The organism is Psychrobacter sp. NG27 (assembly GCF_016106655.1).
Taxonomy (GTDB): domain Bacteria; phylum Pseudomonadota; class Gammaproteobacteria; order Pseudomonadales; family Moraxellaceae; genus Psychrobacter.
This window is the reverse complement of sequence record NZ_JADGIN010000002.1, coordinates 608,052-621,958: the sequence shown is the minus strand read 5'-3', so window position 1 is coordinate 621,958 and position 13,907 is coordinate 608,052. Positions and strand designations below refer to the sequence as shown.

At 44.5% G+C, this 13,907-nt stretch carries 10 protein-coding genes; 7 read left to right on the top strand and 3 right to left on the bottom strand.

All coding sequences use genetic code 11. The features are described 5' to 3' along the window. Positions 1 to 298 precede the first annotated feature (298 nt). Complete coding sequence (locus tag IP485_RS06005; RefSeq protein ID WP_198326434.1) at positions 299 to 1,384, top strand: rhodanese-related sulfurtransferase; 1,086 nt, start codon at positions 299 to 301, stop codon at positions 1,382 to 1,384. A 103-nt stretch (positions 1,385 to 1,487) separates the two neighbouring features. On the opposite strand, the gene serA is transcribed toward IP485_RS06005, so the two are convergent. Beyond that, positions 1,488 to 2,714 (bottom strand): phosphoglycerate dehydrogenase, encoded by a 1,227-nt coding sequence (serA, locus tag IP485_RS06000; RefSeq protein ID WP_194363712.1) that lies wholly within the window; start codon positions 2,712 to 2,714, stop codon positions 1,488 to 1,490. A gap of 418 nt (positions 2,715 to 3,132) precedes the next feature. On the opposite strand from serA, the gene IP485_RS05995 reads away from it, so the two are divergent. Next, complete coding sequence (locus IP485_RS05995) at positions 3,133 to 4,509, top strand: FAD-binding oxidoreductase (protein WP_227686448.1); 1,377 nt, start codon at positions 3,133 to 3,135, stop codon at positions 4,507 to 4,509. 101 nt (positions 4,510 to 4,610) lie between these two features. On the opposite strand, the gene IP485_RS05990 is transcribed toward IP485_RS05995, so the two are convergent. Beyond that, a complete protein-coding gene (locus IP485_RS05990; RefSeq protein ID WP_194363711.1) occupies positions 4,611 to 5,240 on the bottom strand; it encodes a BLUF domain-containing protein in 630 nt (209 codons plus the stop codon). 911 nt (positions 5,241 to 6,151) lie between these two features. Between IP485_RS05990 and IP485_RS05985 the strand changes: the two genes are divergently transcribed. From IP485_RS05985 to lspA, 4 genes are all read left to right on the top strand, one after another. Further along, positions 6,152 to 7,789 (top strand): carbon-nitrogen hydrolase family protein, encoded by a 1,638-nt coding sequence (locus IP485_RS05985; protein WP_198326432.1) that lies wholly within the window; start codon positions 6,152 to 6,154, stop codon positions 7,787 to 7,789. Between the two features lie 180 nt (positions 7,790 to 7,969). Beyond that, entirely contained in the window at positions 7,970 to 8,509 is a 540-nt protein-coding gene (locus IP485_RS05980; RefSeq protein ID WP_198326431.1) for a protein disulfide oxidoreductase, read from the top strand. 429 nt (positions 8,510 to 8,938) lie between these two features. Beyond that, entirely contained in the window at positions 8,939 to 11,788 is a 2,850-nt protein-coding gene (ileS, locus tag IP485_RS05975; protein ID WP_198326430.1) for an isoleucine--tRNA ligase, read from the top strand. Next, positions 11,781 to 12,425 carry a signal peptidase II gene (lspA, locus tag IP485_RS05970; RefSeq protein ID WP_198326429.1) on the top strand — a complete coding sequence of 215 codons (645 nt, stop codon included), beginning with the start codon at positions 11,781 to 11,783 and terminating at the stop codon, positions 12,423 to 12,425. The genes ileS and lspA overlap by 8 nt, the downstream gene beginning before the upstream one ends. 96 nt (positions 12,426 to 12,521) lie before the next feature. Here lspA and IP485_RS13905 read toward each other — a convergent pair whose 3' ends face one another. Continuing rightward, positions 12,522 to 13,190 carry a DUF1294 domain-containing protein gene (locus IP485_RS13905; protein WP_320159117.1) on the bottom strand — a complete coding sequence of 223 codons (669 nt, stop codon included), beginning with the start codon at positions 13,188 to 13,190 and terminating at the stop codon, positions 12,522 to 12,524. A 167-nt stretch (positions 13,191 to 13,357) separates the two neighbouring features. Here IP485_RS13905 and IP485_RS05960 point away from each other — a divergent pair, with 167 nt between their 5' ends. Next, a complete protein-coding gene (locus tag IP485_RS05960) occupies positions 13,358 to 13,855 on the top strand; it encodes an FKBP-type peptidyl-prolyl cis-trans isomerase (protein WP_198326427.1) in 498 nt (165 codons plus the stop codon). Positions 13,856 to 13,907: the final 52 nt, after the last annotated feature.

Genomic DNA, 13,907 nt, shown 5'->3' with positions numbered 1-13,907 from the left:
AAAAAGCTCAGTATCTTACTGGGCTTTTTTATTGGATTTTTTTCGTTACACTGCATAATCTTCAAATATCCTCTCAATTTTGCTACACTAAGCGCGCATTAGTTAATCCCACAATTAAGCTAGTGTTATAACCCATTTTGAACTGAGAAAGTCTATTTCAAATGAATGCGATATAAGGAAGCCGAGCGCAGATTGTACCCAGAGTACATCAAGCGAGGATGACACAATAGCGTGTTTATTTGAGCTAGACTGTTAACCCAACGCACTAGGTTTGCGACCTAGCCAGCAGGAGAAACACATGAGCACTACTCAAAACAGTAACGTCCAAGATAGCAATTCTAATAGTAACCTGACTGACAATAAATCAGCGCCTGTCTACGATAGCGTCACTAATAATATCGTGGTTGCAGCCCTTTATAAGTTCACCCGCTTTGCTGATTTTGAGCAATTCCGTGAGCCTATTTTAAATACCATGCTAAGCAATGACGTCAAAGGCACGCTGCTCATTGCTGCAGAAGGCATTAATGGAACGATCTCTGGCACACGCAAAGGTATTGACACTGTCCTCGACTACTTGCGCAGTATCGCAGCCATTGGTACTTTTACCTTTAAAGAGTCTTATACCAATGAGCAGCCGTTCTATCGCACCAAAGTTAAGCTGAAAAAAGAAATCGTCACCATGGGTGTCGAAAACATTGACCCATTACAGTCGGTTGGTCGCTATGTAAAACCAAGTGAGTGGAATGCGCTGATATCTGACCCTGATGTCATCCTTATTGATACCCGTAATGATTATGAAGTACAAATCGGTACCTTTAAAAATGCCGTAAACCCAAAAACTGACACCTTTCGTGAGTTTCCAGAATATGTGGCAAAAGAACTCGACCCAGCCAAGCACAAAAAAGTGGCCATGTTTTGCACGGGTGGCATCCGCTGCGAAAAATCGACGGCCTATATGCGTGAGCAAGGGTTTGAAGAGGTCTATCACTTAGAGGGTGGTATTTTAAAATACCTAGAAGAAGTCGATAGCAATGAGTCTATGTGGGAAGGTGACTGCTTTGTCTTTGATAACCGTGTATCAGTCAATCACAATTTAGAAAAAGGCAGCTACGAGCAATGTTTTGCGTGCCGTATGCCAATCACAGCTGATGACATGCAAAGCCCTGCTTATATCAAAGGCGAGTCATGCCCGCATTGTATTGATAAAGCGACTGACGAGCAAAAAGCCCGTTTCCGTGAGCGTGAGCATCAAATGCAGCTGGCGCAAAAGCGCGGTGAAGCGCATATCGGTAGCGACGTCATAGAGGTTATAGAAAAACGCAAAGCGGCTAAGGTTGAAGCACAGCGGGTCGCTGATGCCACTAATCAGGTCAAAAAGGGATAAAAAACCTTGTTTCTGACTAAATAAAAAAGAGAGGCTCTAATTAATAGAGCCTCTCTTTTTTATGAAAAACCGTCAGTGCCTATCAAAACAATCAGCGCTGATACTAGAACAAAATACGTACGCGGATAGTCTCTTCTACATCTTTTAACTGATCTAGTGCAGCGGTCGAATCATTGTAATCGACATCCATCACTAGATAACCAACATCACCTTCTGTCATCAGGCTCTGCGCTAGGATGTTAATGCCAGCTTCAGCAAACAAACGGTTGATCTGAGACAGTACGCCTGGTACGTTTTTGTGAATATGTAACAGACGATGCGAGTTTTCTTTAAACGGAATAGAAACCTCTGGGAAGTTGACAGCGGTCGCCGTATCACCTTGGTCAGAGTATCTAACAAATTTATCTGCTACTTCCAGTCCGATATTGGCCTGTGCTTCTTGGGTTGAGCCACCGATATGCGGGGTCAAAATCACATTATCAAACTTACGTAGTGGCGACTCAAACTCTTCGTCCGCTGATTTTGGCTCTTTTGGGAACACATCAATGGCCGCGCCCAAGATTTTGCCAGACTCTAGTGCTGCTGCCAAATCATCAATCTCGACACACGTACCACGTGCCGCATTGATAAAGTAGCTGCCGTCTTTCATTTGTGCAAACTGCTCAGCTTTCATCATGTAGCGGGTGCTTGCCACATCAGGCACATGCAACGTCACGATATCCGCCGTTGATAGCAGCTCTTCTAAGTTACTCACTTGCACCGCATTGCCCAGTGGCAATTTGGTCACAGCATCATGATAGATGACTTTCATGCCAAAGCTTTCGGCCAATACAGACAGCTGTGAGCCGATCGAGCCATAGCCGACAATACCGATGGTTTTGCCGCGCACTTCATGTGAGTTGGTCGCAGATTTGCCCCAACCGCCGCGATGTACGGTGGCGCTCTTTTCAGGAATACCGCGATACAGCATAATAGCTTCAGCGAGTACCAACTCAGCTACCGAACGGGTATTCGAGAATGGCGCGTTAAAGACAGGAATACCCAATTCACGAGCAGCCTCAAGGTCAACTTGGTTAGTACCAATACAAAAACAGCCAATACCAATCAGTTTATGCGCATGCGCAAGCACTTCACGTGTCAGCTGAGTGCGCGAACGAATACCGATAAAGTGAGCATCTTTGATTTTTTCGATCAGCTCGTCTTGATCTAAGGCGTGACTGATATTCTCGATGTTATGATAACCAGCTCCTTCCAATACTTTTAAGGCATTGTCATGTAGACCTTCAAGCAATAAAAACCGGATTTTGTCTTTTTGTAGTGATAACGCCATATGAGAACTGTCCTATAATTGTCTTATAAGATTACCTGTTGGATAATCTATGATGGATGAAACGAAAACAGTCCCGATATCTTACACAAAATTTGAGATCGATGTTAGCAGATTAGATGAATTATTGGTTATCAAGCCTGAAAAATTTTTATGCTATAGTGAATCATTCTGTTTGAAAGCTATCTAATCGCTTTGTTATTATCTACCGCTTCCTATATAAAAACCACCAACGACTTATTGCCACTACAAGCGGACTCATCACTGAATTTATATGCATTTCGCTATATAATAAGCAGTATCAACATTCCCAGCATTCCCAGCATAGTGCTTACGCCAATATTGAGATTTGACCATGACGCCACATCAAACCCAGCTCACACCCGAAGCCAACACCCTCGCTGTGCAAACCATCCTAAGCATGCTCGCTGATACCCATGCATTTGACGCCAGCCAAATCAAAACTGATGCTGAAAGCTTAGAGCATTGGGGCAAAGACTGGACCAAGCACTTCGCTCCAGCAGCCGCTGCTATCGTCTTTCCAAAAACCACCGAACAAGTACAATCCATTGTGCTACTTGCTAATGAGCACAACGTCGTCCTGACACCTAGTGGTGGCCGTACTGGTCTGTCTGCTGGTGCCGTGGCTGCTAATGGTGAGATAGTCGTTAGCATGGATAAGATGAACCATATCGGACAGTTCTATCCTTCCGATCGTATGGTCGAGATTGAAGCAGGTGTGGTCACCGAGCAGCTACAGCAGTTCGCTGAATCAAAAGACCTATACTACCCTGTCGACTTTGCCTCAGCAGGCTCTAGTCAGATAGGCGGCAACATCGGTACCAATGCAGGTGGTATCAAAGTCATTCGTTATGGTATGACCCGTCAATGGATTATGGGGCTAACTGTCGTCACAGGTAAAGGTGATATCTTGCATCTTAACCGCGGTATGGTAAAAAATGCCACCGGTTATGACCTGCGCCAACTATTCATCGGTAGCGAAGGTACGCTAGGGTTCGTCACGCATGCGCAAATCAAGCTGGAGCGTCAACCACAAGACTTAAATGTCATGGTGCTGGGTATGGACAGCTTTAACGATGTCATGAATGTACTGGCAGCGTTTCAAGCCAAGATTGATTTGACCGCCTTTGAGTTCTTTGATGATGTGGCCATTGATAAGCTCATGGCACATGGTCAAGTACAAGAACCATTTGAATCACGTACCAAGTTTTATACGCTATTAGAGTTTGAAGCACCTTATGAGCCCATCATGGACAAAGCCATGGCCATATTTGAGCACTGCATGGAACAAGGTTGGGTGGTTGATGGTGTCATGAGCCAAAATCTCACACAAGCGGCAGAGCTGTGGAAGCTGCGCGAGTATATCTCAGAGACTATCTCGGTATTCACGCCTTATAAAAACGATGTGTCTGTGCTTATCAGTCATGTGCCAGAGTTTATAGAGCAGATTGATTACATTGTCAGCAGTAACTATCCTGACTTTGAAGTGTGTTGGTTCGGTCATATCGGTGATGGTAACTTACATCTCAATATTCTAAAGCCTGAGAATATGAGCAAAGATGATTTCTTTGCCGAGTGTCAAGTTGTCAATAAACACGTGTTCGAGACGGTACAAAAATATGGCGGTTCAGTTTCTGCTGAGCATGGCGTGGGTATGACCAAAAAGCCTTATCTACAGTACAGCCGTAGCGAAACTGAAATTGATTATTTAAGAGACGTCAAAAAAGTATTCGATCCAAACAACATTATGAACCGCGGTAAGATTTTTGATATGTAATTGGTTATCAACGCATTGAACGACCAACTGAAATCGAATAAAAAAGACGCTAAGCCCAGAGGCTAGCGTCTTTTTTATTGCATAGCGACAAAGTCTACCGCTTATAGAAACAGCAATATCAGCGCCACAACCAGTAATATACTCAAAAACCCCTGAATGATGAGAAAGGCCTGATGCGGTGCCGCGATATGACGAAACATATTGCCCAGCGCATTATAAGTGATGCCAGCCGCTTTTATGTGTGGCGGGCTATCAAAGGTTTTGATAATTTGCAAAAACTGCTCAGTACGATCTGGCGACCAGCCATGCGGAGCAAATGGCAAAAACGGTGACAGTTGCGCAGCCTGCTTTTTGGTTGCAGGCGACCATAGCCAGCGCTCCAAAAACAGTAGACGCATTCGCCAATCAGCAAAGCTACGATGATCGATCACCTGTAGTAGCAACACTTCTACATTCTTATGGCGGCTATCGGCAAAGATACGTTTTTGTAAGTCAAAAACATACGCCTTTTCACCCTCGATACACTGTAAAAAGTGGCCACTACCGTAGCATAGTGTACCTGTGATGCCGTGCTGTTGATTATACTGTCGAGCATGGCCTTCGACTTCATCAAATATAGACGCACTCAAGCGCGAACCAAGCGTCAGCGTACTGACATAAACCAACTGAACCAGCGTCGTGTCTTCTATTTTGTCCCACTGACTAATTTTGTTGGTGCGATCTAAAGGCATAATACAGTAATCCTAAAAAGCCGATCAAACACGACGACTTGAAACAAGCAAATGCCTGAGTTGAATAAAAAAGAATGAGTCACAAAAACGTAGCAAATTTTTACCACGTAAGACTGTTATTGCTATGATAGCTTGCTATAGTCAATCGTATATAAGTTGAAGACGATATTAGGTTCATCTAATATACTAGCTGTGGCGTTCTTACGTGCCATACTCATTCACGTATACTCAAACTGTCTTGAGTAAACGCTATGATAACAAGCAAAACACAATCCACTGATACATATTATTTAGCTTGTATATTGGTAGAATAAATAGCGTCGATTTGCTTTTGAGCTGATTCATATTACAACCGATACGCCATGTCGTATAAAATGTGATGGCTATCGTTTGTTATTCAATCGCTGCTTTTACGCTGTATCAAGCAGAAGAAACTTTTGAATGCAGCAATCTGAACCGCGTAACATATCATCATAACTTATTGTAAATACGGCAATAAATCATTGTAACGGCTATACCTCACTATTGAAATATGTTTATTGAATTATTTGCTCAATAACGTACCCTCATCAGTACGACAATGCTCATGTATTTGGCATACATTCGTGCCTATATGAATCGGATGCGTTATCAGGCTTGTTCAGCCTAGGGCGTGTCATCAATTAGATTGTGAGGCTTAAAATGAGAAAAATTTTAGATAAACAAGGAAGAAATTGCCGTTAATATGAACATATTGACAAAATTACTGACGATGTTTAGCAAAGTTTAGCCATTTTAAGGCCACTAAATGAATTAATGTGCTAATTGATGACACGCCCTAGTACTGATAGGGTTTTACTTGCCCTTGTCGTATCCAAATGATATTGAATAGACTATAGTCAAATTTAGCAGACATTAAAAACAGGAATATTATGAGTAACATAGAAAAACTAGATGACCTTCATTTAACGATTGCTGAGATTAAGAAAAAAGACTATCCCCAACTAAAAGCATTGATGGATCGCGTCTATGTCAACTTGGGCGGTGCATGGTCAAAGACGACCATCCATACTTTGATTGATGCCTTCCCTGAAGGTCAGATTGCTTTGTTTGATCATGACCAGCTGATTGGTATCGTGCTCTCCATGCGTGTTGACTATGCAAAATTCTCTAACCCGCATACCTATGATGATCTCATTGGACAAAAGGAAATCATCAGAGACAACCCTGAAGGCGATGCTATTTATGGTTTGGATGCCCTGATCGATCCTGAGTATCGTGGCTATCGTCTAGGTCGTCGTCTTTATGACGCCCGTAAAGAGCTGTGTCGACAGTTGAACTTCCGCGCTATCTTGGCTGGTGGCCGTATTCCTAACTATCACAACCATCAAGACCTCACTCCTGGCGAGTACATTGATGCGGTTGAAAGCCGTGAGATTCATGATTCAGCCCTGTCTTTTCAATTATCAAACGGCTTCATCGTCAAACGTATCTTGACGGCATATTTGCCGGATGACAAGCAATCAAAAGGTTTTGCCACTTTGCTTGAATGGGCAAATATTTACTATGAGCCAAAAGACTATAAGCCGAATACTCGCAAGTCTGAAGTACGTATTGGTGGTATTCAGTGGCAGATGCGTGAAGTTGAATCCCCAGAAGAGCTGTTGCAACAAGTCGAGTTTTTCGTCGATATCATGGCAGATTACAACTCTGACTTTGCTTGCCTGCCAGAGTTTTTCAATGCGCCTTTGATGGGACTGTGCGAATCGACCGACCAAAATGTCGCGATTCGATTTTTGGCCGGTTATACCGAATGGTTCAAAACAGAAGTCTCGCATTTGGCCGTCAGCTACAACGTCAATGTCATTGTCGGTTCTATGCCTTTATTAGACGAAGACGATACCTTATATAATGTCAGCTACCTGTGTCGCCGTGATGGGACGGTTGAAGAACAACGCAAAATCCATATCACGCCGCATGAGCGCAGTGCGTGGGTCATCGAAGGCGGTGACGAAGTCAAAGTGTTCGACACGGATGCTGGTCGTATCGGCATACTGGTCTGCTATGATGTGGAGTTCCCTGAACTTGCACGCTTGATGGCCCTCGATGACATGGATATCTTGTTTGTGCCCTTTTGGACTGATACCAAAAATGGCTATCTACGGGTTCGTCACTGTGCTCAAGCGCGTGCCATCGAAAACGAATGCTATGTGATGATTTGCGGCTCAGTGGGTAACTTACCGCAAGTTGAGAGCTTGGATATTCAGTATGCTCAGTCATCTATTTTTTCACCATCAGACTTTGCGTTCCCACATGATGCGATCATGGCAGAGACCACTGCCAACACGGAGATGGTATTCTTCTCTGATGTGAACTTAGATAAGCTCACTCACGTGCGTCATGAAGGCTCAGTACATAACCTGATTGACCGCCGTGATGATTTGTTCAGCTTAAAGTGGAAGCGCAAAGCTAAAGTGCCAGCGAGCAAATTGAGTGACGAAGAGCGCCGCGAAAATTCAGGTAGCGTGCTCATTGGCAACCCCTTACAAAACCGTGCGCAAAAGCCATAGTTAATAAGAGTCGATTGACTTAAAACACTTGTAGTAGACTTTATAAATAATACGGCTGATTTTCAGCCGTTTATTTTTATCTACTGTCTAATTTTTATGTAATGACTATATAAACAATCACATAGAAAATAACTATAAGCCATCATTTGACAAAAATATGCAAACCAAAAAGCGGACGTCATGACGACTGATATTAAGCAAAAAGCAGTAAAATCAAAAATTCAGAGACTAGTTTCGATACTTAAAACGATAATATTATATGGTTTAATGTTTATAGTCATTTATACAGCGGTCAATTGGTGGCGACAGCCAGTGATGCCTGCCAACCCTCAGTTGCAACTGACTGATTATCAAGGGCAAGCCGTTGACTTAGCCGCGCTTAGTCATGAGCAGCCTACACTGGTATACTTTTGGGGAACATGGTGTTCAGTCTGTAGCTTCACCTCGCCTACCATCGATCAATTAGCCGCCGATGGCTATCCTGTTATTACGATCGCCATACAGTCAGGCTCTAATCAAGACTTACAGAGCTACCTGACTGAAAAGAACTTTAGCTTTAAAACAATAAATGATCAAGAAGGTGAGATATTTGATGACTGGCAAGGACAAGTGACGCCCTCGTATGTGGTATTAGAGAATGGGGAAATGTCTCAAGGACTAACGAGTATCCAGCCGTTATGGTCATTAAAACTGCGCTTGTGGCTAGCGTCTGTTTTCTAGTGCTTGAGCAGTGTTTTACGTTTTAGCGCGTTATCACTCAGATAAGTTATAGTGATGTTTTTATCGACGATATCTTCCGTAGATAAACGATTGGTAGTGGACAAAATAAGACCAATACTGCTCAGCTCTTTTTACCCCACCCGTTTTGTCATATAATGGCTGCCGATCTACCCATCTTTCTCATTATTTTTATCTGCACATTTTATGTTGCAATCGTCTCATTACCATTTATTATTGACGTCACTATTTATCGAAATGGTTATTTGTTGACATGACGGTTGATAAACCAACTATCATGAGCAATATACCTATTATATGAGCAATTAAGCAGTAATGACTCAGCATAAGTCCCAGTATTATATTGAACATTGAGCCTTGTATCCGGTTTTGAACCGACACACAAACCTACCCTTTAAAAAGATACCTTCTATGACTGATAAAAGCACTGACACACCAAGCCAACATTACAAAGACACGCTAAACCTTGCAGACACGCCATTTGCAATGCGCGCAAACCTTGCCAAACGCGAGCCAGATTGGCTAGCGGCGTGGGAAGCTGATGATGTCTACGGTAAAATTCGTCAGGCACGTACTGGCGCAACCAAGTATATTTTGCACGATGGCCCTCCTTACGCTAACGGTCAGATTCACTTGGGTCATGCTGTTAACAAAGTATTGAAAGACATTATTGTCAAATCAAAAACCTTGTCAGGATTTGATGCGCCTTATGTCCCAGGTTGGGATTGTCATGGTCTACCAATCGAACAAAAAGTCGAAGCCAAGGTCGGCAAAGTCGGTCAAAAAGTCTCTGCAACCGAATTCCGTGGTCTATGCCGCGAGTATGCGAGCACGCAGATTGAACTGCAAAAGGCAGACTTCAAGCGTCTAGGCGTGTTTGGTGATTGGGACAATCCTTATCTGACCATGAACTTCCATCAAGAAGCCAATATCGTGCGCGCGCTTGCCAAAATCTATGACAACGGTCATGTGACTCGTGGTATGAAGCCGGTCAACTGGTGCTTGGACTGTAGCTCTGCCCTAGCAGAAGCCGAAGTAGAATATCAAGACAAAGTGTCTGATGCGATCTATGTCAGCTTCGATGTGCTAGATACAGATAAAATAGCCGCCTTGGCAGAAGTAGCGGGCAATATCGCTGCTGTTATTTGGACAACTACGCCGTGGACATTGCCTGCTAACCAAGCTATCTCAGTACATCCTGAGCATAACTATAGCGTGGTTGCTACCGGAAAAGGAAACTTGCTATTAGCATCTGACCTTGTAGAAACTGCGTTGAGTGAGCTCAAACTAGACAATAATGGCATTCTAGCGACCGTATCAGGCAGCGAGCTTGAAGGGCTACTTGCCCAGCATCCACTGATTGAAGGCCGTCAAGTGCCGCTTATCTTAGGCGATCACGTGACCACCGATAGTGGTACTGGTCTGGTACATACCGCCCCTGGTCATGGTGTAGACGATTATATCGTTGGTCTAAAATACAACTTGCCGGTCGAAAACCCAGTAAGCGGCACGGGTGTCTATTTGGACAGCGCGGCCGTATTTGCAGGCGAGCACATCTATAAAGCCAATCCAAAAATCATCGCTGCACTGCATGACAATGGGCATTTAATCAGCCATACCAAAATCGAGCACAGCTATCCGCATTGCTGGCGTCATAAGTCGCCGATTATTTTCCGTGCCACGCCGCAGTGGTTTATCAGTATGGAAACCAAAGGCTTACGTGACCGTGCGCTTGCTGACATTCCGTCGGTTAGCTGGACGCCAGCATGGGGACAGAACCGTATCGAGGCGATGATGACAGGTCGTCCTGACTGGTGTATCTCGCGTCAGCGTACGTGGGGCGTGCCAATTACTTTCTTTACGCACAAAGAAACAGGCGAGCTGCATCCAAACACGCTTGAGCTGATGGAAACGGCTGCGCAAAAAATCAATGAAGGCGGCGTGGAAGCTTGGTTTGATGCTAGCTGTGAAGACTTCTTGGGCAGTGAGGCCGCTGACTATGACAAAGCGACTGACACCTTAGACGTTTGGTTTGACTCAGGCACGACGCATTTTGCGGTACTTGACCAGCGCGATGAATTGACCAACCCAGCGGACATATATCTAGAAGGCTCTGACCAACATCGCGGCTGGTTCCAGACGTCACTGCTGACGTCAGAAGCCATGTATGAGCGCCCACCGTTCAAGCAAGTATTGACCCATGGTTTTGTGGTCGATGAAAACGGTCGCAAAATGAGTAAGTCATTGGGCAACATCATCACGCCGCAAGAAGAGATCAACAAAACAGGCGCGGACATGCTGCGCCTGTGGATTGCCTCAAGTGACTATCGTTACGAGATGAGCGCGGGCAAAACGGTCTTTAAAGGTGCGATCGATATGTATCGCCGTATCCGTAACACCTTACGCTTCTTGCTTGCCAATACCGATGACTTTAATCCAGCGACTGACAGCATTGACATCAATGAATTGGTCAGCCTTGATAAATTCATCATTGAGCGTGCCCAGACGGTACAAGCGCAAATCATCAGCGCCTATGATGCGATGGATTTCCACCAAGTCACTCAGCACGTGACGGCGTTTTGCTCGCAAGACTTGGGTAGCTTCTATCTAGATATCATTAAAGACCGTCAGTACACCACGCAGGCGGATGGTCAGCCTCGTCGCTCTGCGCAGACGGCTATTTACCATATTACTCATGCGCTGATTCGCTGGATCACTCCAATCTTGTCATTCACCGCGCAAGAGGCGTGGGAAGTACTGAACCAACATGATGCGGATAAAGGCGGCTATGTGTTCACTCAAGAATGGTACGAATTCCCAGCATTTGAGCTAAGTGCCATCAGTAACGATGATTGGCAGCACATCATGCTAGCAAAGGACATGGTGAACAAGCATATCGAAACCGCACGTGGCGAAAAAATCATCAATGCCAACTTATCTGCCGATGCGAATCTATATGCTGACGGCGCAATGTTTGAAAGCCTAGCTAAGCTGGGTGAAGAGCTGCGCTTTGTACTGATTACCAGCAGTGCCACCTTAAAACCAATGAGCGAAGCCCCTGCAAATGCAGAAACTCAAGCTAATAGCAGTACAGAAGAGTCTGTCGATCTAGTCGTCGCAATCAGTGCTGCCACTGGCACTAAGTGCGTACGCTGCTGGCACATCCGTGATGATATCGGTACAGATAGTGCACACCCTGAGCTATGCGCGCGCTGCGTGACCAATGTCAGTGGCGATGGCGAGGTGCGCCACTATGCCTAGCCCAACGAATTCATCTGATAGCCAACACGATCAGCAGCCACAAGCTGAGGTCGATCAGTCGCCTAAGCCCGCTCATGCAACCACTGGTAGCTCGACCACGCCTAGAAGCCGTCTGAATAAAACGCCAAAGATAGTGGCCAATGGCAGCCGTGCTTTTAGGTGGTATATTTTGGCGCTGGTTATCGTCATCATTGATCAGTGGACCAAATGGTTGGCTGAAACTAATCTGACTTTTCATGATCCAGTACCAGTGATTGAGCCGTTTCTTAATTGGACCTTGGCTTATAACTATGGCGCGGCTTTTAGCTTTTTGGCGGATGCTGGCGGTTGGCAAAAGTGGTTTTTTTCAGGATTGGCACTCGTCATGTCGCTATTTTTAATTGTCTATCTGATTAAAGCACCACGTAAAGCCACGCTACTCTCGCTTGGACTGGCCATGGTATTGGGCGGTGCAGTGGGTAACCTAATTGACCGCTTGTTACATGGTCATGTGATTGACTTTATCCATGTGCATTATGCCGATGTGTGGCATTATCCGATTTTTAATATCGCTGATGTTGGTATCTCTCTCGGTGTGTTATTGATTGTCATTGATATGCTGTTTTTGGAAAAAAAGCGTGAAATGCCACGGTCATAATCGTATGTAGGTAGCTAAAGATATTAATTCAATTTATAAATTAAAAAGGTGGGTTACGCAGTCGTAACCCACCTTTTTTTATTTGTTAGACATTTTTTACATCAAAGAATCAAGTAATTCTTTCAAAGTCTCTAACCCACCACCTGCCAATAAAAACAACAACCCTGCCATATTAACAATGACGGTCAAATAATACGTGATACGAAACTCAGGCTTTTGTGATTTATGGCGCAGATACGTCTGAGCGAGCAACGCGCCTACCCAGCCACCTAGTGCACTCAGCACGTGCAGCGTAGACTCAGGCGTACGCCAATCACCACTTTGGGCAGCAGCTTTGTCTTTGGCATACATCCCATAAGTGATCATTCCTAATACTATATACCATCCTATCACTAGCCAGCTCAGTTTATCCATCGCTGCTAATAAAACCAAGACGCCATAAAAAGCCATACCTAACAGTGAGCGTTTTTTTTGTCCAGCTTCAAAGTCCGCTTGATGACTGCGTGTCTGGTTACGCTGACGAATTTGCTTATTTTTTTGTGCCATTTTTTGCTGTATAAAGCCAAGCTCTTGTACTTGCTTGGCCTGCCTGCGCCCTTGTGAGTCTTGTCCAATGCTAAAGATAACTTGTTCACCGATAGCAGGACGGCGCTGCGCTCTGAACTCACTCGCATGAAAGAATACCGAATGGCCTGCTTCGGTTTCGATAAAGCCAAATCCTTTGTCATCCTGCCATTTTTTGACAGTGCCTTGTTGTTTATTCACCACCGATACCTCATATCCTTTAGAATCGTCAACTATAGTACACCATCTGCGTTACATTATTGACGCTTACAGATGCCCTTAGATGGCTTATCATTTCTCACACTATAATACTTTATCCATACTCTTTATCTTTTATTCTTTTATCTCAGCAACAGATGGCTTTTATTATGACTCAATCTCAATTTATCAATCCAAACGAAGACACTCGCATCGCTTATGGTAGTCTCGTTAAGCTACATTTTGAAGTCTCACTCGAAAATGGCACGATTATCGACTCGACCTTTAGCCGTGATGCGCCCGTGTCTTTGACCATCGGTGATGAGAGCTTATTACCGGGTTTTGAGCAAGTACTGATGAACTTGCGTGCCGGTGACACTCGCAGTGCCCACCTTGATCCAGAGCAAGCATTTGGTGAATGGAATCCTGAAAACATTCAACATTTTAGCCGCCCTCAATTCGCGCTAGTCGCTGACCATCCAGAGATCGGAATGATGGTTGAGTTCGAAGACAAAGGCAAAAACACCCTGCCGGGTACAATTAGCGCCCTCGATGATGACCAAGTCGAAGTAGATTTTAACCATCCCCTTGCAGGACAAGCAGTACTGTTCAAAGTAAAAATCTTCAAAGTCACCCCTCCGGGTGTCACTGGTATCAAACTGATGTAGCCAGCACTAGCTCAGTGCTAACTCATTACTACCCAAAAATTACTATAAATAA